Below are 22,887 nucleotides of genomic sequence, written 5' to 3'. Positions count from 1 at the left end.
AGACCCTATCTCAACTTGAATGATGGCGCCCTTAATTATGGGGTAACAGATGGAAAAAATGTTAATCAATGCAATGCAAACTGAGGAAGTTCGTGTTGCACTAGTTAAAGATCGTTATTTATTTGACCTGGATATTGAATGTCCCGGTGAAGTGAAAAAAAAGGGTAATATTTATAAAGCAACCGTCACCAGACGAGAACCGAGTCTCGATGCAGTTTTCGTAGAGTATGGTTCTAAACGTCAAGGCTTCTTGCCCCTTAAGGAAATCGCACCTGAATATTTAAGCAAAAATCCTGAAGAATTTGGCGATGAAAAACCACCCATCACTTCCTTAATCCGAGAAGGCCAGGAATTGTTGGTTCAGGTTGACAAAGAAGAACGTGGCAGCAAAGGAGCCGCGCTAACAACCTATATTACTTTAGCAGGTTGTTACCTAGTTCTCATGCCTAATAATCCTCGCTCAGGCGGTATCTCCAGACGTATCGAAGGTGAAGAGCGTGACGAACTGCGAGAGACACTCAATGCATTGACTTTACCTGAAGACATGGGACTTATTATCCGTACGGCGGGTGTAGGCAAAAGCCAAGAAGAATTACAAGATGACCTGGATATGCTGTGCAATCAATGGCAATCCATCAAACAAGCTTATAATTCGGAACTTGCCCCTTCGTTGATTCATCAAGAAGGTGATGTCATCATTCGTTCTATTCGTGATAATTTACGTAAGTCCATCAGCGAAATCATTATCGATGATCAGATTTCTTACATTAAAGCCAAGCAATATATTGAGCGAGTAAAACCAGAATTCTTACCTAACTTGAAGCTCTACAACAGCAGCATCCCTCTGTTTAACTTCTATCAAATTGAAAGTCAGATAGAAACTGCATTCCAGCGCCAAGTGATGTTGCCGTCTGGAGGTGCTTTGGTGATCGACAGAACCGAAGCTCTGGTTTCAATTGATGTCAACTCAGCTAAAGCAACGGGTGGATCAGATATCGAAGCAACTGCATTCAATACAAATATTGAAGCAGCCGACGAAATCGCTCGCCAGTTACGTCTACGTGATTTGGGTGGTTTAGTTGTTATCGATTTCATTGATATGAGCTCCAGTAAAAATCAACGGGATGTCGAAAATCGCCTGAAAGAAGCATTGCAAGCGGATAGAGCACGTATTCAAGTCGGACGTATTTCCCGCTTTGGTCTTTTGGAAATGTCGCGTCAACGTCTGAGATTATCACTAGGGGAAAGTGCTCAGGAGGTGTGTCCACGTTGTGAAGGACGAGGTACGGTTCGTAACATTCAGTCTCACGGGTTGGCAATTACACGTCTCATTGAAGAAGAAGCATTAAAGGAAAAAACCGCTGAAATCCAAGTACAGCTTCCTGCAGAAATGGCAACCTTCATTATGAATGAGAAGCGTAATTTCATTAAAGACATTGAGAAAAGGCATAGTGTTTCAGTAATGATTATCGCCAATCCTTACATGCACTTACCACAGTACTCAATCACTCGTCTGAAAGAAGATAATGTAGGTAAATCGAAAAAGCCTAGTTATTCTCTAATCCAACAGCCTGAATTACATGTTCCCGGTAGTGAGGTTGATAGTTCTTTACGAGATGAACCTGCAGTCAAACCATTAACAGAACATCAACCGGTAAAAAGCGCTCAAACCAGCTTTATCAAGCGCTTATGGTCCAGTTTATTTGGTGGACATGCAGACACTTCGGTTTCAGTGCCACAAAGCCAGGCTAAAAGAGCACCAGGCCGTCATCAAGCTCAGGCAAAAACGTCTAAAGGTTCTGGTGGTGACCGCAGATCGCAAAATAGAAGACGTCGGCCCAATGGTAACCAACAACAAAGAGCCAGTGCAGGTAATAATCCAACTGCTTCAAACCAGAATCGTAGAAGAACTGGACCACAGCAACAAGGAAACATCAAAGCAGTTGTTAAAGCAGATGGCCAGAAAAAAAGAGAGACCGCAGCAAAAGAATAAAGCGGACTCTTTAGCCTGATGACACAAAAGATCTCCCCGATAGCAGGTTGTTATGACGGGAGATCCCTCGTTGCATTCGGGATGACGGCAAATAGTCCCCCGTCTTAGGGCCTTGTCTTCACCCTGGCTACAATTCAGGAGCGATCCCAGAAAGGGATACTCCACGAATAAAGGACTTCACCTTCATTAGTAAAAGAAAAATAATTCGACATAACAAGGAGAGTTTTAGATGATACCCGTAAAAGGTTATGCGGCTCAAAGTGCAAAAGCCCCTCTTAAACCTTATTCATTTGAGCGTCGTGATGTTGGAACAAATGACGTGCTGATTGACATTCATTACTGTGGCATCTGTCACTCAGACATTCATCAGATAAAAGATGAATGGGGTGGTTCCTTATTTCCAATGGTTCCAGGTCATGAAATTGTGGGTGTAGTCAGTCAAGTAGGTCCATCGGTCACTAAGTTTAAAGTAGGCGACCGCGTGGGTGTCGGTTGTTTTGTTGATTCGTGCCGGCAATGCGACAGCTGTCATGAAGGATTGGAACAGTTTTGCGAAGTAGGAATGACTTTAACCTATAATAATGTGGAAAAACGTCACGGTAATTTGGCTCAAGGCGGCTACTCTACCCAAATTGTTGTAGACGAAAATTATGTTTTGAACATTCCTGAAAACTTGCCTATGGACGCAGCTGCACCGTTGCTTTGTGCAGGAATAACCCTCTACTCCCCCTTAAAGCATTGGCAGATTGGTCCTGGAAAACGTGTTGGTATTTTAGGTTTGGGTGGACTTGGACATATGGGCGTCAAACTGGCGCATGCAATGGGAGCTGAAGTGACCGTTTTGAGTCATTCGCTCAGCAAAGAAGCTGATGGCAGACGCATGGGTGCCGATCATTTTTTTGCTACATCGGATCCTCAAACCTTCAAAAAGTTAAACAATTCTTTTGATCTCATTATCTGTACTGTTTCCGCTAAAATCGATTGGAATGATTACATCCAATTACTCAAACGCGATGGAACCATGGTTGTTGTTGGTATTCCAGAAGAGTCTGTTCCACTGAATGCATTTTCTCTGATAGCGAAACGTAGAAGTCTGGCTGGTTCGATAATTGGCGGAATTAAAGAAACCCAGGAAATGCTCGATTTTTGTGGCAAACACAACATTGTGTCCGATATTGAACTAATTCCCATAGAACAAGTTAACGAAGCTTATGAACGTGTCCTAAAAAGCGATGTCCGCTATCGTTTTGTCATTGATATCGCCACTCTATGATAACTCCCGCTCATCATCCCGAGTCTAACGAGGGATGATGAGGGTCCTTTAGTTCGCCTAGGCCAAATCTACGGCACCGCATTAAGTGATGTGGTTCCAAATAAACTCAAAATTAAAAATGCCAAGAAAATAACGATAAACAAAAAGAAGAGTACTTTGGCAATACTGGTTGCCGTGGACGCAATGCCGCGAAAACCAAATAAACCTGCAACAATGGCGACTACCAAAAAAATGAGCGCCCACTTTAACATGATGATCTCCTTATCTTAATCGATAATTCGTACATTTTGAGTATAGTTGAAAAAGTGGGGGTAATGAAAAACTGTAGGATCGTAGGCTGGTTAAAGGGAAACCGTCATCCCTCGCTACGTCCAATTCCAATCATAAATCGGTGGCAATGGGATTCACACCGATATTGGGATTGATACCGCAATCATCAAGAATTTTGAGTAAATTATTCCCTTTTTTGGTTAACCGTTTGATGCAATACTCTTCAAGATAACTTTTTAAAATGTATTCATAATCAGGCAAGGTGAGAATCTTGAGTATTTTCTCTGCCATTTCCAAATGGCGCGCATTGTTATAATGACAGGCTTGGAATAAAACGCCACCTAACATGGCGGCAATACTGGCTTTACGGAGAGGATTAGCCAAATAAAAACGTTGAATGCATTCATCGATAGCTCGTTCCTTGTCCCAAGATACCCACTCATCATAAAAGCTCATCGCTGGATCGAAATTAATAAAATTATTCTTTTGTAATTCTTGAATGGCATAAGCAACTGCAACAATCGCCTGTATATTGGCCCAAGAGCAATTACCACTAATTTGCGAACTAATTGGCATTTTTGCGACGGGAATCAACCCTAATTGCTGGTTAATTACTTGATGGAAATAACGTCTCGGTTGTTTTTTATAAAGAAAATCTTGCAGAAAACGAACATTCAAGGCTTCGGGATTACTCATTTTATAGATATTAACACTCCCCTCCTGTAAGCTGTTTTCACCGCGATCAATTTTAGCCCACCATGGACCAAAACGAATAAATCCCATAGCATGGCCGCGACTGGCTGCAGGAAGAATCAACATAGGTGCTTTTAAAAATTCCTGCACCCGTCGTATTTGTTGTTCGTTCAAATAAGGCAAGTGCTGATATTGTAAAAGCTCCTCTGCAAGCGTAAAGCCATCGATAATGACGTAAGCCAATGGAAAATAGTCTCGTAAATGGCGTGTTGAATAGCTGCTGATAAAACGTCTTAAAGCATCCCTTATCACGGCAACAGTAAATTCAAGGATAAAACCTTCATAATCCAGTTCAATAAATTCGCCCTTGGCATTGACTATATCAACATCCCCTTGCAACTCAAAACGATGCCCAATAAGTTTGCCGTTAATGAAATCAAGGGCAAAATCAAGTTTAGCTCCATATTGATAGAGTAACCGTTTAAGCGTCTCTTGACCGCGCAATACTGGATAAACCAATACAGAAAGTCCATTGCGCGTATAGGCATTGGGATCTGCGCCACTATTTAATAACAATTGCGCCATTTCGACATCATTATTATCCACCGCCCAATGTAAGGGGGTACGCCCAGTCACGTCGGCTTTATTCACATTGACTTTACGAACAATTAATTGCTCAGCAATGTGCGTTTGGCGTGTAATAGCACACTCAATTAAGGGTGTAAAACCATATTCATCAATGTCATCCAACGATTCCCCTGCTCGAAGATAAGCTTCAAAATCAGGCATTCGATGGCTGATTATGTCACTTGCAATTGTCATTAAGGACCTCTAGGTTTAGGTGTATTAGTGAATCGAGGCATATTACCTAAACGCAGTTGTTTTTCTTGCTCCTGATTGCGTCGTTCATTATCGTATTCGCGTCGCGCATCCGTATTTAAAGGAGGTTCAGGATTTAAAGGTGCATCAATGCCATCAAAACGCTGGCTGTCTAACGCAGGATGTTGCAAAATATTATTTTGCAACTCCCCTTCAAGACCCGGTTGAGCCTCATAATTGGAGTGTTCACGAGCTTTCACCGACGCCATTCGCCGCTCACCTTGCTGTTCAGCCAGACGCCTCTGTCGCTCCATAGCTTTAGTTTCAACAACTAAAAAGGAAGAGCTTTCCGTACGAGTGAATACAGGAAGATCCGATACTCTTTTAAGTAAAACATACACCGCACCAGTACCACCATCACTAGGCTTCGCGCTATGAAACGCAATGACCTCTTGGATTTGCTGTAACCAGTGATTCACTAAATTCTTTAGCAGAGGGGGAGCATTTCTAGCGCTTTGTGTACCATGGACAATAAGTAAGGTATGTTTATTCTTCTTTACCTGTTTTAGAATAAATTCCAACAAAGCCCGACGCGCATCATCTGGCTTTAAATTTGAAAGATCCAGTTTTGCTTCCCAAGGAATTTGCGCAGTTTTTAATTCATTAAACCGCTTACCAGAAACATTGGGTGTCACATAAGCTAAAACACTACTTGCAAGAACAGGCTCTTCAATATCATCGGTTAAATAATATTCATTTAGCATAGTTTAAAAATCCAATCATGTTAATCAAAGTATAACTTAGGTTGCAAAAAGTAGGAGGATTTTTTTAAAGTTCTGCTTATTGTACAAAAAATGTGATTCTTGAAGCCTGGATGTTTTGTAGCCCGGATTAGTGCAGTGTAATCCGGGATCTTTAGACGTCATCCCGAGTGCTACGAGGGATCTCTCGTCATCATACACAGTACTGCGGAGATCCCTCACTAGCGTTCGGGAAGACGGGCCTATCATTCAGGCTACAATAACGCACAAAATATCTTACAAAAATTCTCTTTGCAAAATTTCAGCAATTTGTACTGCATTGGATGCCGCACCTTTGCGAATATTATCCGCAACGACCCACATATTTTAATCCATTAGGATGAGAAATATCTTGCCGAATTCGTCCAACAAACACCTCATCATGCCCTATAGCGTTTTTAAGAACAGTGGGATAACTTGCCTTAGCCACATTATCAACGACTTTCACTCCTGGAGCTTTAGAAAGAATCTTACGCGCCTCGTCAGCAGTTAAGGGCTTTTTTAATTCCAAATGAATGGCTTCAGAATGGCCGTAAATAACAGGTACTCTAACTGCAGTAGGATTGACCATGATACTGTCATCTTCCATAATTTTACGTGTTTCCCACACCATTTTCATCTCTTCGCGGGTATATCCATTCTCTTCAAACTGATCAATGTGCGGAATCGCATTAAAAGCAATCTGTTGTGGGTACACATTGATATTCGCAGGCCGACCATTCAAAAGATCACCTACTTGGGAAACAAGCTCACTAATCGCTTTCTTTCCCGTACCAGAAACTGATTGATACGTCGCCACATTAATTCGAGCAATTCCTACCGCATCATATATAGGCTTCAAGGCAACAACCATCTGAATCGTAGAACAATTGGGGTTGGCAATAATGCCTCTATTTTTATAGTCAATAATACGGTGAGGATTGACTTCGGGAACGACTAAAGGAATGTCCTCTTCATAACGAAAGCAAGAACTATTATCGACCACCACACATCCACTTGCAGCAGCTTTGGGTGCATATTCTTTAGATACAGAACCACCTGCTGAGAATAAAGCGATATCCGCTTTACTGAAATCAAACTCAGCCAGATCTATTACATCAAATTGTTCATTTCTATATTCTACTGTTTTACCCACAGAACGAGAACTTGCTAATGGATAAAGGTTTTTTATAGGAAAATTTCGTTCTTCCAATACGGTTAGAAAAGTTTCACCAACTGCCCCAGTAGCACCAACAATCGCTATATTTAATTCTCTGCTCATGATTAACCTCTTCTGAATTCTTTTATCATTTTTTCTCCATGGGAGAAGGGAAAAAAACTCCCTTCTCCTGCTTCGGGGAAAAGGGAAATAATTAAGGAGAGTTTAGGATAATGCCTTATTTCTCAAATAGTGATCCATCAGCACCAAAGCCATCATTGCTTCAGCTATAGGCACAGCCCTAATTCCTACACAAGGATCATGCCGACCCTTAGTCACTACAGTCACTTCGTCCCCAGAAGTATTGATCGTCCTTCCTGGGGTAATAATGCTTGAAGTAGGCTTTAATGCAATACTTACTTCTACATTTTGTCCTGTAGAAATACCACCCAAAATTCCACCCGCATTATTACTGAGAAAACCCTGACGAGTCATTTCATCTCGATGCACAGAACCTAACTGATTTACCGACGCAAAACCCTGCCCCCACTTCGACGCCTTTAACTGCGTTAATTGACATCATAGCATAAGCTAATGTTGCATCCAGTCTATCAAATACAGGGTCACCTAATCCTACAGGCATATTTTTTGCGATCACTTTAACCCGGGCCCCCACTGAATCGCCTCGACGTCTTAAGTGTTCAATTGCCTCCTCAAGATCCTGGATTTGAGTATTATTTGGACAGAAAAAAGGATTGTTAGGGATCTCCGTCTCATCAACAAAGTCCAGAATCAAATCGCCCATTTGCTGTAAGTAACCCACTATTACCAAATTTAAATGACGTTGCAAATACAAACGTGCAATCGCGCCGGCTGCTACGCGTGCCGCAGTCTCTCGCGCTGAAGAACGCCCGCCACCGCGATAATCTCGATGACCGTATTTATGGTGATAAGTAAAATCTGCGTGGCCTGGTCGAAATAAATTTTTGATTTCTTCATAGTCCCGAGATCGTTGATCGGTATTATGAATCAATAAGGCAATAGGCGCGCCTGTCGTTTTACCTTCAAATACACCAGAAAGGATTTGTACTTTGTCTTCCTCACGGCGTTGTGTTGTATATTTGGATTGGCCTGGCTTGCGTTTATCGAGAAATGGTTGAATGTCTTCTTCCTGCAACATTAATCCGGGTGGGCAGCCATCGACCACACAGCCAATGGCCGGACCATGGCTTTCACCAAATGTTGTTACCGTAAATAAAGTTCCAAATGTATTACCGGACATTAAAATACTCGTCTAACTGCTGCTTCGTTAATAAAAATATACCTTGTCCTCCATGGCTCATTTCAAGCCAGGTAAAAGGAACATCGGGATAGGCATCGCATAAAGCCTCCTCACTATTCCCTACTTCTACAATCAGGACACCCGCTTCATTTAAATACTCAGACGCATTGTGCAGAATTGTTTCAACAATAGCTAATCCATTATTGCCAGTTTCCAAAGCTAAAACAGGTTCATGACGGAATTCATCAGGTAAAGTCTGCATCTCTTCCTTACCAACATAAGGAGGATTACTGACAATTAAATCATAGCCTACCTTTGGTACTTTGGAAAAACAATCAGACTCAATTAACGTCAGTTGCTCTTCAACCCCTAACTGTTCGCGATTCCTCGCAGCAACAGCAAGCGCTTCACTAGAAATATCGACTGCATCAACTTCTGCCTGAGGAAAAGCATAACAACAGGCAATCGCAATGCATCCGCTGCCCGTACACAAATCCAAAATACGATGTACTTTTTCCGCATCGACCCAGGGAGAAAATTCATTTTTAATCAGTTCTGCCATTGGTGAACGCGGTATAAGAACTCGTTCATCCACATAAAAGGGAATATCACAAAAATAAGCTTCTTTGATCAAATAAGGCACTGGTACGCGTTGATTAATTCGCTTTTCCAATTGTTGGTGTAAATATTTTTTTTCACTGGTAGTTAAACGTGCATTAAGCCAATTGGGGTCTAAATCATAAGGCAAAGACAAGCTTCTCAGGATTAATGAATGCATATCGTCCCAAGCATTATCGGTGCCATGGCCATAATATAAATTCGCATGAGTTGCACAGGACACACTAAAACGTAAAAAATCCAAAATCGTAACTAATTCTTCCGTTTCCTTAAGTATATATTTGCTCATGGGGGGTCAATTCTCATCCAGAAAAAGTACAAATTGTACCCTATGTTAATCAACAAAAGTAGTTGTATGTTTTACCTTGATGAAAACTCGGATTTGAGTGCAGCACAGCGAAACCCGGGTTATACTTCTCATATCACTTATTATTTTTAGTAAAATATGGCTGACGATTTTTTGTCCGATGAAGACAAAGCCTTGTTTCGCGAACACATGCGTTCTGTAAAACCATTGCAGAAACAATCAAAGCAGGTCAAAGTGGCTCAACCAAAGCCTTCAGTCCAGCCTAAAAAAAGTACACCCCAGGCAACATACGAAAAAAAGAAGTATTACTTATCCGATATGATTGTTGACACGGTTCTTTCCGAAACCATTTTATCTTATTCTCATCCCAGCCTTGCCAGCCAACGATTTAAAGCATTAAGACATGGCCAAATCCCATGGGAAGCCCGCTTGGATTTGCATGGACTAAAAAGTGAAAATGCCCGCGATACCTTATGCCAATTTATTCAAACCCAGGCCGAAAAGAACAGCAGATGCATTTTAATTATTCACGGTAAGGGCGGTTACCAAGGAGCCCCCCCTGTGATTAAAAATTTACTCAATCGTTGGCTGCCCCAGTTAGATGAGGTTTTGGCTTTTCACAGTGCCTTACCCAAGGATGGAGGAAGTGGTGCAGTTTATGTGCTGCTTAAGAGAAACCGATAATTACGTCATCCCAAGCACGCCGAAAGCTCACCACCCTGTAGCACCCAATTGCAATAGCGCTCTCGCCACCCTCGGGATAACCGTAAAAGATCCCGGGTTTCGCTATAAGGTGCCGCCGGGACATAGAAAATAGTTCTGTGACTTGCGTTAATGCCTCATTCTGGTGATAATTCCCAAATTAATAAAATATGCAAGAGAGAACATGGAACACTTTAGTCAATTTATCATCCATCATTGGCAGCTATGGCTTGCCTTTATCGTGATTTTATTATTAACTTTTATCAACGAATTAATCACCCAAAAAAGGAAAGCAAAGGAATTAACCCCTCAAGCCGCTGTCGATTTAATCAATCATGAAAATGCTGTGGTCATTGACTTGCGTGACAAAGAAGCGTTTTCGAAAGGACACATAATTGATTCGATCCATGCTAAAAGCGAAGATTTTGAACAACAGAAAATGGAGAAATATAAAAATAAACCCATTATTCTGATCGCCTCACGCGCTTTTGATGCTCAGGCTGTTGCCAATAAAATTCGTGCTCAAGGCTACCAGCCCCACGTGTTAGGTGGTGGAATCGCTGCTTGGCAAAATGCCGAGTTACCCTTAGTTAAAGGAAAATAAATTATGGCTGAAGTCATTATTTACAGTACCGCATATTGTCCTTACTGTGTCCGAGCCAAAGAGTTATTGCAACAAAAACAGGTTTCATTCACAGAAATTCGTGTTGATGTACAACCCGAATTACGTGATGAAATGATAACCAAAAGTGGCAGACGTACTGTTCCACAAATTTTCATTAATGGCCAGCATGTGGGTGGCTGCGATGATTTATATGCCCTGGATGCTCAGGGGAATCTCGATAAATTACTAAGAGGATAACAACAACATGAACGATCAAGCAAACCAGGCGCAACAAAATCAAAATGAAACACAATTCATGATTCAAAGGATTTATACTAAAGATTTATCTTTTGAAACGCCTAATACCCCAGCTGTATTTCAGCAACAATGGGAACCTGAACTGAATCTTGAGCTCAATACCACCAATACAAAACTGGAAGAAGGTGTTTTTGAAGTAGTATTAACAGTTACTGCCACAGTAACCAATAACAAAACAACTGCGTTCCTTGTTGAAGTAAAACAAGCCGGTATTTTCACCATTCAAGGCGCTCCAGCAAATCAACTGGATCATTTGCTAAACAGTTTCTGCCCTAATATTTTATTCCCTTATGCTCGGGAAGCAATTACTTCCCAAGTAATTCGTGGCAGTTTCCCACAACTGGTACTGGCACCGATTAATTTTGATGCGCTGTACATGCAACAACTTGCAGAAAAACAAAAAGAAGGCAAAGCTTAAAATTACAAGTGCCCTAACAAGAGCAACAGGGTGCAGGCGAAATTGTATCACATAAGTAAGGAATTCCCCTTCTTACCCCGCCCCAGTCATCCCGAGTTCAACGAGGGATAACGCGGATAAAGTGAAGGGGCCTGTGAGGGCAGATGAGGGTATGGATTAATGAACTCTCACCCCTGCCCCACTGCCGCTTGGGGAGCGGGAAGTCCTTAATTTAATGAGAACCAAAACCCTGCTTCCAATTCTAATTAACCCCTATTCAAGAACATAAAATGAACCAAAAAACCATTGCTATATTAGGTGCCGGCTCGTGGGGCACTGCTGTTGCAATTCACCTAGCCAAAGCGGGTCATCGTGTTTTGTTGTGGGGGCATGATCCCCAACATGTTGCGCTGATGAAGGGAAAAAAATCAAATCCAAATTATTTACCCGATATCGCTTTTCCTGATACTTTGGAACCCCTGGCTGATTTGGATCAATGCATCAATGAAGCCAATTACGTCATTATTGCTGTTCCTTCCCATGCATTTGCAGAAATTATTGCAAAAATTAAAAAATCACCCCAAGGTTTAGCATGGCTAACTAAAGGTATCGATCCACAAAGTCATCAATTATTAAGTGAGCTGGTGAGTCAAACTTTTGGTGCTACCTTTCCACAAGCAATTATTTCAGGTCCATCGTTTGCCAAAGAAGTGGCTCACTTTTTACCTACAGCGGTCACTTTAGCCTCCAACGATCCGCACTATCAAAAAAATATTCGTGAACTACTTCATCATCACAACCTCCGTGTTTATCTGAGCGATGATCTGATCGGAGTGCAAATTTGTGGTGCGATAAAAAACGTCTTGGCTATTGGCTGTGGAATCAGTGATGGTTTAGGCTATGGGGCTAATGCCAAAGCGGCATTAATAACCCGCGGCCTGGCAGAAATGGAGCGTCTGGGACTTGCTTTAGGTGCTCGTGCAGAGACTTTTCTTGGTTTGGCGGGTGTCGGTGATTTAGTGTTGACCTGCACCGATGATCAATCACGAAACCGTCGCTTTGGTTTACTTTTAGGGCAAAACATCAGCATCAATGATGCAGAAAAGCAAATTGGCCAAGTTGTGGAAGGAAAATATAATGCATCGCAAGTTTGCTTCATCGCCAAGCAATATCAAGTGGAAATGCCGATATGTGAACAAATTAACGCACTGCTACAAGGAAAAATTACTCCAAAACAGGTGGTGCAAAATCTAATGAGTCGTCCACCGAAAGAAGAATAAGGTTCTTTTAAATCCCTCACCCCTTGCCCCTCTCCGGAAACGGGAGAGAGGATTTTGGTAGCGACCTCGCTAATTTTCCTTCTCCTCAGGGGAGGTGGTGCCCGTCAGGGCGGATGAGGGATACGTTCTATTTAATTCCTAACATCCACGAGCTCAATATCTTCCGATGCCAACTGCTCACCCAAAAATATCTCGCCTACAATCTGGAAACGTTTGATGGAATCGGTTACTAAATAATTGACTTTGCGATTCAAGGAAGGGGTATCATTCAGTAAATCCTGCTTTTCGAGCAACTGATGCAATGCCAGCGATGTGGCATGTGCTGAGTCGACTATAGTCACTCCTTGCGGCAATAAACTGTGTAGCAAAGGCTTAAATACCGGGAAGTGGGTGCATCCCAACAAAACTGTATCTTCGTTAGTAAATCCATCGAGATAATGTTTTAACGCTTCACGTGCTACCTGATTGTCCACCATACCTTCCTCAGCCAGGGCAACCAAAACACTGCACGCACGCGTATTAATTACTGCCTGCGGTAGTTTTTGGATGATGAGCTTCTGGTATGCGTTGGATGCAATTGTGGTTTCAGTCGCTAAAACAATAATGCGTTTGTTCTCAGTTGCCGCAACAGCTGCTGCAGCACCTGGAGCCACCACACCAAGCACCGGCATATCGGGTAGCATTTCCTGCAAATAAGGCAATGCAGCTGTAGTTGCGGTATTACAGGCGATCACTAAAGCCTTAATCTGCCGCTCTACCAGCAACTTTGCCATTTGCATTGCATATTGTTTTACAGTATCTGGACTTTTAGTACCGTAAGGCAGCCGGGCTGTATCCCCTAAATAGATAAACGATTCTTGTGGCAAGCCCTCTCGCAATGCCCGCAAAACCGTTAGTCCGCCCATCCCAGAGTCAAATACACCAATCGCCAGTTGGCTTGAATTCAATTGAATCCCCCTTATTGTTAGTCCTCATCCCCACTACTAAGACCTAAAGATGGAGCACGAGGTACTTGTTTTCCTTTATCCAGCTCAACTATTGAAGCAATATCACTCGGCCTACCCTGGCTCATCTTATCTCTAAAGAGGCTGGTGGCGCTGACCACAGTTTTATCGACTTGATCTCTTTTCTTTGGATCAACCATAGCCTTAAACTCCCTTTCAACCTCCTCAACAAGTCCTCTGGCTGTACCTTTGAATACTGTATTATAAAGAGAAGTCTTAGTAAAACTTTTCCCGCGGATCCCCCCTAACTCTTTATCCTTACCCTGATCAGGTCTCCACGCACAAGAACCTCTAAACTCGATCTTATCCATTGAAAATTTTGGGTGATGCTCTCCTAGAACGCACACTGCGGTCCATAAATAGGCTAATTCTTTCTCCTTTCCATTCACCCCTCTTAATCTAATAGGGCTTTTACCATCCCAGTCTTTTAACAGTTGTTTTGCTGCTTCCATACATTGTTCTGCCAGATAGTTTTTATCCTTAGCGACTATTGGCAGGCTTACACTGATAGGCTTAGAACCGGAGGTGCTCGGTTGACCCTCAGGATGATAATTTACAGTAACACGGGCTTGGCCATTGGGGTCATCTATCTCATCAGGTTGACCGGGTCTACCGCGCTGGGGATTATCTTTTTTGTGAACCAAGTCAGCACTGAACACATTACCTTTTGTAGGGATTTCGTGAATTTTATAGTTAGGAGAACTTTGATCAATGTTAGTGATGGCAGTCGTTGTGCCTACATTTTCGCCGGCTTTTGATTGAAGTGTTGCTGTTTTTTCCTGGCCTATAGGAATTACTGAATAACTAACCGTTGCTTTCTCGACCTGCACAGTAGCCTTACCCTGCATCACTTTTTCGATGTTTGCTATGGCGCCATCTTTTCCATCGATTTTTGTTTTTACTCCTTTATAAAACTCTAGCTGCTCGTCTATTGTTTTTATTTCTTTATCTAGCCTCTCATGCAGTTTTGCTAATTTTTGTATCACTTCCTGATTAGCTCCGGCACCAGATACAGGGGTGTTATCACGAAACACTTTAAGATTTTCTTTAGTTTTTGCTAAATGCTCTATGATCGTCCCACATTGTTCTGACAAAGCTCGATATTCCCCTATCATTTTCTGAGCTTTATTCTTTGCCTTGGGCTCATTAGCCCCGCTAAATAGACCAGGGAGTGCTTCAAGTTCCTCTTCAAGTTTTTCTAAATGGCTTTTATGTTTTTCAACGGCAGGCGATTTTTCCTGAATATCGGTTAAATTTTTGCCAACATATCCTATAACGTTCAATTTGTTTTGATCGGTTCCACTAAAGCGTTGAGCAAGTCTTGCACCTTTTAATTCACGATATACATCTGGGGTAAACTCCCTGCTTACCTTTTCTTTTAACTGATCAGAAACACCTGGGTCTTTAAGAAGTTCAGTTAGAAAGTTGTGAACATTAGCATTATTTCGAAGTATTTTATGAGCGTTTCGGATGTCTACATCATTAGACAAAGGTAGTCCAGGAATAGCTTCCCCGACTCTTAAAAGAACTTTCACAAACTCTTTCTCTGCAGCGTCTAAGGTGGCACCATGAAGACCAGCAAACAAGGGTACGTTAACAGCATGTTGTGCTTGAGCAGCAGCAGGTATTGGTGATACGCCTAAAGTAGTAGCGCTCTGATCTGTAAAACCAAAAGCTTTATAAAACTCTGCGTCTGAAAGATCATTCTGTCTGCTGTAACAGGCTTGACTAATAGCATCAACCACCGTTTTAAGATTGGCTTGCTGAGAGATATCCACTGCGGCTGGAGCTGCTGCACTTTTTAGAGCTGTATTTATATCATCAATCATAGTGGGAGTAGGAGTAATACTGGGTTCAAACCCCATCAAAACCTTAGCTACTGTAGGATTATGTATTTGCTTAAACAGAGCAGCTCGTGCATTTTCCTCAACTAATCGTGTCAGTTGAAGCGGTCCCCCTTCAGCATTTTTCGTCCCCAAATAATACTGAAGCTCTTCCTTAGTTTTCGCACTGATTAGCAGCTCATGCTTTTTAGTTTTATCTATGTCTTTTAATATCTCAAGTTGTTTTGCATCAGGAAGTTGTTTAAATACTGCTACTAATTCCTTATGGGTGGCTGCGGGCTTTCCTGCATCAAGACGAGATTTTTTAACTTCTGCTTCAAACTGAGCCGCGCGATCATTTCGTGCGAAGGCCCCTATCTGCGCACCCAGTGCTTTTCTTAACTCAGGTAAATCCTTTTCCTGCACAAAATCAAAAGAAGCCACTCCAGGTATCTTTTTCGCGAGCTCTTTGCGGAAACTCGCTAAATCTTTATTAGCAGCTGTCTCAAGTTCTTTTAAAGAGGTAAGATGAGCCGGAGTACCACCTGCACCTATTGCTTTAATAGCATTCTTTGTTAAAGCGACTTTGAAAGTGGCCATGTTGGTATCTGTTACAGCTTTACCGATGATTGCCTTATCATCAGCGTCTGCCCCGGTGAACTTTTCTAAATGGGTTATTAATTTACTTTTATTTGCGTCATTCAATGCTTTAATTAAATGTTTATCATTAATCAATTTATTTGTAGATAATATCTTTGCTTTTAGATACTGTTCACATAAGGGTTGTTGATGAGTCGTTGCAAGGGCCTTTTTTTTGTCTTCAGGCAAGCCCGCCATTCTTGCCTTATATGGGTTCTGGGGATCCTCTTTCAAATTGGCATGCGCAGCTAGATCAGTTGTGAATGTTTTTTGATCAGCCTCTTTGAGGAGGGTTTTCATTCCCAAAACTTCTGCATCTGTAGCACTGCTTTTAAATTTTTGCAGTTGTCTCTCGAACCCAACTATGGCCGGTGCATCAAATATTGCCTCTCTGTGCTTTGTAGCTGCATCAATAATATCCTGAGACAAAACTAAAGCATCAGTAAAAGCAGTGAGCGTTTCATCCAGTGATTTTCCCGGAGCGGCAGTCATTCCTGCTGCAGTAGCAAGCGCTTTTGCAGCTGAGTGATAATCTCCCGGAGTTGCAGCCTTGGCTAGATCATCAAATAATTTAGGATCAGTGATTCCAGGGTTAGCCATTACTTTTAGTAATAGCTGATTTGCTGCTTCTTTTCTAATTTTATCCAATGCAGTTTGTGTCAGGAGCTTATCATCGTTTGGATCCCAAGGAACCCCATTAAGTAAAACCCCATCAAGCCCCAAGGAAGTTTCCTTGCTTTTTACATATTGCCTAAGTATTGTTCCATTATCCTTGAAATCAGTGGTTAAAAGGCCAACTAAAACATCTGGTGCCGCACCGGATAATGCAAATTTGACACGCTGTTCAGCGGCAGCTTGCTTCATGCTTGCAAAAGTATCTGAAGTTTTGGGGTTTAAGTCCAAATAGTCATAAGAATACGAGTATTGGGGTCTCGCCTTCAGATTTGCAAGGTGTGTATTATCAATTGTGCCCCAAAATGCTACATGATCAACCGCCGCCTTTTCAAAAGCTGTTTGGCTCCTTTCATCAGCCAACAATATTGCTTCTAATGCACGATCTCTATCGCTCGGTTTTGCAGCTCGTAATGCTGGGGTATTATTTAACGCAGCTAAAAATTCTTTGTTCTTCATTGTCATAATCACAAACTCCGCAAACCATGATGTTTTTATTTTAACCTTATTTTATTAAAATAACCTTAAATTTCATCGCCTATGCATGTCTTGCTTGAATAAAGGCGGTAAGATGGACTAACTTTATAACATTATTATAGCAAGATTAAAGGATTAAGTGTGAAAATCATACTAACTGGACTATTATTTGCATTAATAAACGGTGCTTATGCTCAAGGCTGTGTCATTGGGGAAATCCCCTCCCAACCGCGTTATGTCTGTTTTGATGGCAGAACATTGCAACTTGCAGAAGACGGTCATTACCGCTGGAACGCTAAAAGAGGCTGTTTTGTCAGCGCCGTTCCCTGTTGTGCCTATAAGGCCACCCATTACGCCTTTTACCCTAACCCCGCCAAAATTGGCGCCGCATACGCCCGTTGCCGTCATGATTACCCCTTCCACTTGGGAGAAATGCAAACCCATTAGCAAAAAGTCGGACTACAGATCTGCATACGATGTAGGTTGAGCCAAGGCCCAACTTACGTTTAGCACACAGCAATGGTGCCTGCGCAACCTAGATCCTGCTCTTCAGAACGAATAGGGCGTTCTCTCTCGCCAGCAGAAAAACAAGAAAAGAATGAAAATAAACTGTGCTCATTAGGCTTATGTTGCGCCATAGCCTGGTTAATCAAGGTGTTGGCTTCCCATTGGGTTGAAGTCCAACCATATAATCCGCGTAATTGGCGAATAATCCATAACCTGCTGCGTAACTGGCGGATATATTTCACCCCAGCAGCTTCTTCTTCAGAGGAGCTACCATTTATATCGTCCTTTAATTGCTGTAATTGGTCATTAAAATCAGGGCATCCCTTATTCAACTGAATAAAATGTTTTATGCATCCAAGGGCCAAATCCTTTTTAAATTTCAAACCAAACTGATGATCTTCACCTATATCCCTTAAAATCTGTTTGAAATCTCGATAATCCATATCCTCACTAATTCTTTTTAAGTATGGGTTTTTAAAATGATACGATCTAATGGTTAACAAGAGCTCACTTTTGTATTCTTTAGCGTGTTGCGCCTCGTTTATCAATAAATGTTTGGCGATTAAGAAACCATTGTTTTGTACCGTGTCGTGATCAATCGGTTCCACTTGAACACGCTCCAGTGCAATATCTAGAGGAGTCTTGCCCGCTCTGTTGCGGACATTGATGAATTCGCCAAACATATCCAAGGTTTCTTCATACCGATATTCGCCAAGCTTAATTGCAACATGCAGCGGAGTATCTTCAGGATCAAATCCATCTTCATTTTGAGATAACTCTTTAAAACGAGCAATTGAGTCCTTGATTTGCTGCAGGACCTTTTCTGTTGCCCAACGCAGGGGAATGATTTCTTTCACGAAAGCATGTGCTTGTTGTTCATCTAATTGACTCACATAATTACGAAATTCTTGGCTGGAAAACAATACAGCGCGCAAACGCGCAAGCCTGGCAGTAGTGGCCTGGATCATCAAGGCAACTTGCGCACGCTCTGAGGCTTTGCTCATATCAGCACAGTCATGTAAAGTCTGCTGAATGAGCTCTTGGGGCATTAGAATATGTTTAAAAAAGGATTTCCATTTCGCTCTGATAAAACGAGAATTATTCCCTAATTGAGCAAAAGCATTGATTTCAGCATAACTACGATACTCCTTATTATCAAAAGGATTAGCAACATAACCAAATTTCGTAGGCCAATAAGCGTTGCATGAAGTGCTTAAGCACATGAGCGACTCAAGATCATCCACCGTGATATCAAACGCATGAGGACCATGGAATAAATGGAAAGGTCTTCTGGTTTTAAATCCCATGATGCTGTCTACAAACATTAAATCATGATCAATTTTGAAAAATACCGCATGGGGCTTGCCCGCACGCTCTACCAAATAAAAACCATAATTTCCTTTATGTAAATCATCCTCTTCCAGGGTATAAGAAGTCGCAAAGATACTAGCCAGTGATTCATAATCAATGGTTAGTTGTTCAGCCTCCTCAGCGTTCACTAAGTCTGCAAAAAATCCTTGGGGGAGCTTATCTAGAAAATAAATAGGTATTTTGGTGGGGACTTCCACTTTTTTAGGAGCGCAATCACACCCATCATCCGTATTTTTTAAGGTATAAAAATGATGCTCTAAGCCTTCCCTATTGGCGATGACATAGCACAGATGCTGGACTGCTAAACCAAGAATACGATGGTCTTCATTAACTACTAAATTGTTAGCAGGCGTGAGTTCTGGTAATAGAAAAAGACGAGCCAATTGGCTAAACATCACTTCAAGACGCGACAACTCGGGTAAACCGTACTTATTTTTTTTATAGATAATTCTGTAGGGCGAATTTTGGTTATCGGGAGGAGTATATATGGCATTGAGAAACGCCACATGCGCGGTTGCTTGTGTCGCTGGACCTTTATTTATGTCTTTTATATGAAAAAATTCTGCCATACATCAAGGGAGCCAAAGGATCACATAAGGAAATCAATTTGTGTGAAATTTTAACATAAGGCAAAAAAATATCAATTATCTTCTATGCTCAAACTGTCATCTTGTGAATCAAAATCTCCAGCGCTATTCAAACGAATTTGTAAACCCACATTATTTTTCGAGTCAGCATATTTGATCGCATTTTCCTTGGAAATCGCCCCAGTTCGATATAATTTTAATAAAGCCTGATCGAAGGTCTGCATCCCTTGCTCCGTACTACGCTCCATCGCTTCCTTAATGTCATCAATTTTGCCTTTCTCGATTAAATCAGATACATAAGGAGTGTTTAACAAGAGCTCCACAGCCGCCACCCTTTGATTGTTCACCCCTGGGACCAGCCGCATCGATATAATAGCTCGCAAATTTAGGGATAAATCCATCAACACTTGTTTTCGTGCGTCTTCTGGAAAAAAATTAATGATACGATCCATCGCTTGGTTCGCATTATTCGCATGCAAAGTTGAAATACATAAATGCCCTGTCTCTGCATAGGCAATAGCATGTTTCATGGCATTACGCTCCCGTATTTCACCGATTAAAATCACATCGGGCGCTTCACGCATTGCATTGACTAGAGCATTATCATAACTCATGGTATCAATGCCTACTTCACGTTGATCCACTATGGATTTTTTATGTTGATGAATAAATTCTATCGGATCTTCAATCGTTAAAATATGACCGCTTTGATTTTCATTGCGATAATCGATCATGGCGGCCAAAGTGGTTGATTTTCCCGAACCGGTAGCACCTACTACAAGAACTAGCCCACGTAACTCCAACACGATTGTTTTTAAAATAAGAGGTAAATTTAACTGCTCAATTGAAGGGATTTTATTTTTGATGTAGCGCACCACCATTGAAATATCACCACGCTGACGAAATAAATTGATTCTGAAGCGTCCAACCTGGTTAATAGACAGCCCCATGTTCAGCTCCATGGTGGCCTCAAATTCTTTACGCTGATCATCATTCATCAGTGATAAAGCAATTTCAGCCATTTGTTGCGACTTGAGAGGTGCCTGCCCCACCGGGGAAATAACTCCTTCAATTTTAATATTAGGTGGTGCACCCACACTAAAAAACAAATCTGAAGCCCCTCGATCGACCATTAATTTAAAAAAAGGAGTTATGTCCATTTATCACCTTCGTATCATTTGAAACGTAGCCTGGGTCTCACACAGTTGCATTGCCTTCTCCCTACAAGGGAGAAGCTACAACGCTAGGGCGGATGAGGGAATGGATTGCAGCTCATGAACCCTCACCCCATCCCCCTCTCATTTGGCAGAGGGGATTCTTCCTAACTTAAAGGCAACATCACTGCCCTGCATCCAGCTACATCAATCCATTTAACTAATCACCAAATCACGTATTCTTCGATTTTCCAACTCACAGTCACACGCCTGTAAAAAAGCCGCCTTCGCATTTTTTGCAGCTTCATGATGCACAGGCATTAACGCAACAACCTCACGTAAGCGAGTTAAAAATTGTGTATGCTCCTCTTTAGTATATTCCAAAGACGTCTGTTTGGGTGGAAGAATTTCGTCTTTTGTACTCTTCTCTTCCTCACTTGCCAATTGAGGACTCAGATCAAGCATCTCTTGAAAGTAATTTGTATAATAAGGAGCCATGGCCAAACGCTCTGCCCCATCATTCTGACCTGGGGTTGCATTCCAACGCTCTGCCGCTTCAATAAATTGTTTTATTTTTTGGGGATCTAAAAATTGAGCATAACGAACTACTCCCGCGGGAAACTCTTTTCCTAAATGATTTCTGACTTCAAATCCTTTTTCTTTTAATTTGGCCATAAAAACTGTTTCAAAACGAGCAATACCTCTCGCCTGCGGGTGAGTGACCACATCCAAAGCAATAATACGTTCATCAGGTGCCTGAGTACTGGTTGGAGACAATCCTCCATTGGTACCTTTCAAATAGCGAACGTAAATCGCATAGGTTACCGGATTCTCACCTTGTTTTGCCGCACTTTTTATCTGACTTTCAATTTGCTGGAGTATTTCTTCCAACTGTTCCCCTGCCTTCTCATCATTTACAGGGATAAAATAATCCACATCACGTAATACCTTTGGAAAAGCGACTTGTGGATGGGTAATATGGTTTTCAAAGTCAACTATAGGCTTGGTGCCACGACTTTCAATCGTTTCAGCGGCAGCAATTAACATGAATTGGGGTAATAAACTTCTTAATTCTGAATTAACTAAAAAATTCATCAAATCCGCACCCAGCCTTAACTCCAATTCTTGAACAAAGGAAGTGATTGAGGGCGCATAAGTCGGTTTGCTGGATTGGGTTGGTTTCTCTGTAGTAAAATTCCACTTCCGGACTTGCCATTGGTGAATGTGTTCGCTAAGTTCCGATTCAGCAGAACTGGGCATTCCAATAAAACTCACATAGTGATTGTTTTTTAATATGTCTCCCAGTTTGCCTTTCATTTCCTCTGTGTTATGAAACAGCTCTACCGTTTCACGTAAATTAAAGGCCTTCACTGCACGCAACTTCACACTCAGAACAACCCCTAAAAAACCACTGTTTGCCGCACGTAAGGTCTCAAAATCAGGATGCTCAGGAGTCAGTTCCCGAATGGTTCCATCCAAATCGCACACTCTGATGGATTCAATCAGGCCACTTACAGCCGGTTCATCACGCCCCGTTCCATGCCCACCAGGAATAGATAAGCCTACCAGACTCGCCCAACTCAGCATACTGAGTGTCGATGAAGATAAATTATTCTTTCGTAAAAATTCTGCATATTCAGCGATCTGAGTTCCTGCGTTTACTTCCACGAGCATGGCTGGAAGTTGATGAATTGGATTGTCAGGATTAATCCATGACGGCTTGGTATCAAGGGGTCCTAATACTTTGGCTTTATGATATTTCTTTTTAAAACGAATAATAATGTCAGTCCCCTCACTTTGAGGTGATGTTCGCCCCCCTACTACTTCCGAGAAAGAGAAACTGCCTGCATATTCTTCATCTTGAACTTTAGACCAAGGAAATAAACAACAACCTGCATTCTTCTTATCTTCCCAACCAGCACTCGCTCTTAAAGTAATCTTATTCTGTGGCGTCCGTTTTTCATTCATCTTCTTCACTTCTTTCATGATGAGTTGAACTTGCGCTTCGCTCTCAACATCAACAACCACAGCAGCGGGATTCCTCACATTCCCCATAAAATTGGACCAACCTTGACTGTGAGAAATTTTGTTGCGAGTTAACATATCCATAAAGTCACGTTTAAGCTGGGTGGGAAAAGTCATCATTGCTCCTATGTTGG

General features: G+C 41.8%; 17 protein-coding genes and 2 pseudogenes. 8 read left to right on the top strand and 11 right to left on the bottom strand.

Going from position 1 to position 22,887, the window contains the following annotated elements; all coding sequences use genetic code 11:
* Positions 1–49: 49 nt before the first annotated feature.
* Positions 50–1,993: an Rne/Rng family ribonuclease gene (locus tag EL022_RS06410; protein WP_051544455.1), complete on the top strand. Its 1,944-nt coding sequence runs from the start codon at positions 50–52 to the stop codon at positions 1,991–1,993.
* A 229-nt stretch (positions 1,994–2,222) separates the two neighbouring features.
* Complete coding sequence (locus EL022_RS06405; protein ID WP_028381187.1) at positions 2,223–3,266, top strand: NAD(P)-dependent alcohol dehydrogenase; 1,044 nt, start codon at positions 2,223–2,225, stop codon at positions 3,264–3,266.
* Between the two features lie 68 nt (positions 3,267–3,334).
* Here the strand turns inward: EL022_RS06405 and EL022_RS06400 are convergent, their stop codons facing one another.
* From EL022_RS06400 to prmB, 6 genes and pseudogenes are all read right to left on the bottom strand, one after another.
* Complete coding sequence (locus EL022_RS06400) at positions 3,335–3,517, bottom strand: DUF1328 domain-containing protein (RefSeq protein WP_028381188.1); 183 nt, start codon at positions 3,515–3,517, stop codon at positions 3,335–3,337.
* Positions 3,518–3,647: 130 nt separating this feature from the next.
* A complete protein-coding gene (gene ankH, locus EL022_RS06395) occupies positions 3,648–5,051 on the bottom strand; it encodes a Dot/Icm T4SS effector AnkH/LegA3 (RefSeq protein WP_028381189.1) in 1,404 nt (467 codons plus the stop codon).
* Positions 5,051–5,812: a Smr/MutS family protein gene (locus EL022_RS06390; protein ID WP_028381190.1), complete on the bottom strand. Its 762-nt coding sequence runs from the start codon at positions 5,810–5,812 to the stop codon at positions 5,051–5,053. Before EL022_RS06390 ends, ankH begins: the two co-directional genes overlap by 1 nt.
* A 273-nt stretch (positions 5,813–6,085) precedes the next feature.
* Positions 6,086–7,109: pseudogene (locus EL022_RS06385) on the bottom strand (aspartate-semialdehyde dehydrogenase).
* 102 nt (positions 7,110–7,211) lie between these two features.
* Positions 7,212–8,268 (bottom strand): annotated as a pseudogene (gene aroC / locus EL022_RS06380) (chorismate synthase).
* Positions 8,258–9,175, bottom strand: a complete 918-nt coding sequence (gene prmB, locus EL022_RS06375; protein ID WP_028381193.1) for a 50S ribosomal protein L3 N(5)-glutamine methyltransferase — start codon at positions 9,173–9,175, stop codon at positions 8,258–8,260. Before prmB ends, aroC begins: the two are co-directional and overlap by 11 nt.
* A gap of 156 nt (positions 9,176–9,331) precedes the next feature.
* Here prmB and EL022_RS06370 point away from each other — a divergent pair, with 156 nt between their 5' ends.
* The 5 genes from EL022_RS06370 to EL022_RS06350 all read left to right on the top strand — a co-directional run bounded on the left by EL022_RS06370 (position 9,332) and on the right by EL022_RS06350 (position 12,494).
* Positions 9,332–9,877 carry a Smr/MutS family protein gene (locus EL022_RS06370; RefSeq protein WP_028381194.1) on the top strand — a complete coding sequence of 182 codons (546 nt, stop codon included), beginning with the start codon at positions 9,332–9,334 and terminating at the stop codon, positions 9,875–9,877.
* A 202-nt stretch (positions 9,878–10,079) separates the two neighbouring features.
* Positions 10,080–10,499 carry a rhodanese-like domain-containing protein gene (locus EL022_RS06365; protein WP_028381195.1) on the top strand — a complete coding sequence of 140 codons (420 nt, stop codon included), beginning with the start codon at positions 10,080–10,082 and terminating at the stop codon, positions 10,497–10,499.
* A 3-nt stretch (positions 10,500–10,502) separates the two neighbouring features.
* A complete protein-coding gene (gene grxC, locus EL022_RS06360) occupies positions 10,503–10,757 on the top strand; it encodes a glutaredoxin 3 (protein ID WP_028381196.1) in 255 nt (84 codons plus the stop codon).
* Positions 10,758–10,764: 7 nt separating this feature from the next.
* Complete coding sequence (gene secB, locus EL022_RS06355) at positions 10,765–11,235, top strand: protein-export chaperone SecB (RefSeq protein ID WP_028381197.1); 471 nt, start codon at positions 10,765–10,767, stop codon at positions 11,233–11,235.
* A 269-nt stretch (positions 11,236–11,504) separates the two neighbouring features.
* Positions 11,505–12,494 (top strand): NAD(P)H-dependent glycerol-3-phosphate dehydrogenase, encoded by a 990-nt coding sequence (locus tag EL022_RS06350; protein ID WP_028381198.1) that lies wholly within the window; start codon positions 11,505–11,507, stop codon positions 12,492–12,494.
* A 131-nt stretch (positions 12,495–12,625) separates the two neighbouring features.
* On the opposite strand, the gene murI is transcribed toward EL022_RS06350, so the two are convergent.
* Together murI and EL022_RS06340 are read right to left on the bottom strand one after the other, a co-directional pair.
* Positions 12,626–13,441 (bottom strand): glutamate racemase, encoded by an 816-nt coding sequence (gene murI / locus EL022_RS06345; RefSeq protein WP_028381199.1) that lies wholly within the window; start codon positions 13,439–13,441, stop codon positions 12,626–12,628.
* A gap of 17 nt (positions 13,442–13,458) precedes the next feature.
* On the bottom strand, positions 13,459–17,097 hold the full coding sequence (locus EL022_RS06340) for a hypothetical protein (RefSeq protein ID WP_028381200.1): 3,639 nt from the start codon (positions 17,095–17,097) through the stop codon (positions 13,459–13,461).
* A gap of 153 nt (positions 17,098–17,250) precedes the next feature.
* On the opposite strand from EL022_RS06340, the gene EL022_RS06335 reads away from it, so the two are divergent.
* Positions 17,251–17,556, top strand: a complete 306-nt coding sequence (locus EL022_RS06335) for a hypothetical protein (RefSeq protein WP_028381201.1) — start codon at positions 17,251–17,253, stop codon at positions 17,554–17,556.
* A 59-nt stretch (positions 17,557–17,615) separates the two neighbouring features.
* On the opposite strand, the gene ankK is transcribed toward EL022_RS06335, so the two are convergent.
* The 3 genes from ankK to EL022_RS06320 all read right to left on the bottom strand — a co-directional run bounded on the left by ankK (position 17,616) and on the right by EL022_RS06320 (position 22,873).
* Positions 17,616–19,556 (bottom strand): Dot/Icm T4SS effector AnkK/LegA5, encoded by a 1,941-nt coding sequence (ankK, locus tag EL022_RS06330; protein ID WP_028381202.1) that lies wholly within the window; start codon positions 19,554–19,556, stop codon positions 17,616–17,618.
* Between the two features lie 71 nt (positions 19,557–19,627).
* Positions 19,628–20,734: a PilT/PilU family type 4a pilus ATPase gene (locus EL022_RS06325; RefSeq protein ID WP_028381203.1), complete on the bottom strand. Its 1,107-nt coding sequence runs from the start codon at positions 20,732–20,734 to the stop codon at positions 19,628–19,630.
* A 210-nt stretch (positions 20,735–20,944) separates the two neighbouring features.
* On the bottom strand, positions 20,945–22,873 hold the full coding sequence (locus tag EL022_RS06320; RefSeq protein WP_241972256.1) for an FAD-binding oxidoreductase: 1,929 nt from the start codon (positions 22,871–22,873) through the stop codon (positions 20,945–20,947).
* Positions 22,874–22,887: the final 14 nt, after the last annotated feature.

This window comes from Legionella cherrii, assembly GCF_900635815.1.
Taxonomy (GTDB): domain Bacteria; phylum Pseudomonadota; class Gammaproteobacteria; order Legionellales; family Legionellaceae; genus Legionella; species Legionella cherrii.
The sequence above is the reverse complement of the archived record's forward strand: the minus strand, read 5'-3'. Positions and strand labels throughout refer to the sequence as shown.

Bases quoted from the DNA above. Each gene is read 5' to 3' on its own strand.
- EL022_RS06350 (WP_028381198.1), top strand. From the start codon at position 11,505: ATGAACCAAAAAACCATTGCTATATTAGGTGCCGGCTCGTGGGGCACT.
- secB (WP_028381197.1), top strand. From the start codon at position 10,765: ATGAACGATCAAGCAAACCAGGCGCAACAAAATCAAAATGAAACACAA.
- prmB (WP_028381193.1), bottom strand. From the start codon at position 9,175: ATGAGCAAATATATACTTAAGGAAACGGAAGAATTAGTTACGATTTTG.
- EL022_RS06390 (WP_028381190.1), bottom strand. From the start codon at position 5,812: ATGCTAAATGAATATTATTTAACCGATGATATTGAAGAGCCTGTTCTT.
- EL022_RS06340 (WP_028381200.1), bottom strand. From the start codon at position 17,097: ATGACAATGAAGAACAAAGAATTTTTAGCTGCGTTAAATAATACCCCA.
- grxC (WP_028381196.1), top strand. From the start codon at position 10,503: ATGGCTGAAGTCATTATTTACAGTACCGCATATTGTCCTTACTGTGTC.
- EL022_RS06325 (WP_028381203.1), bottom strand. From the start codon at position 20,734: ATGGACATAACTCCTTTTTTTAAATTAATGGTCGATCGAGGGGCTTCA.
- EL022_RS06320 (WP_241972256.1), bottom strand. From the start codon at position 22,873: ATGATGACTTTTCCCACCCAGCTTAAACGTGACTTTATGGATATGTTA.
- ankH (WP_028381189.1), bottom strand. From the start codon at position 5,051: ATGACAATTGCAAGTGACATAATCAGCCATCGAATGCCTGATTTTGAA.
- ankK (WP_028381202.1), bottom strand. From the start codon at position 19,556: ATGGCAGAATTTTTTCATATAAAAGACATAAATAAAGGTCCAGCGACA.
- EL022_RS06370 (WP_028381194.1), top strand. From the start codon at position 9,332: ATGGCTGACGATTTTTTGTCCGATGAAGACAAAGCCTTGTTTCGCGAA.
- EL022_RS06410 (WP_051544455.1), top strand. From the start codon at position 50: ATGGAAAAAATGTTAATCAATGCAATGCAAACTGAGGAAGTTCGTGTT.
- EL022_RS06365 (WP_028381195.1), top strand. From the start codon at position 10,080: ATGGAACACTTTAGTCAATTTATCATCCATCATTGGCAGCTATGGCTT.
- EL022_RS06400 (WP_028381188.1), bottom strand. From the start codon at position 3,517: ATGTTAAAGTGGGCGCTCATTTTTTTGGTAGTCGCCATTGTTGCAGGT.
- EL022_RS06405 (WP_028381187.1), top strand. From the start codon at position 2,223: ATGATACCCGTAAAAGGTTATGCGGCTCAAAGTGCAAAAGCCCCTCTT.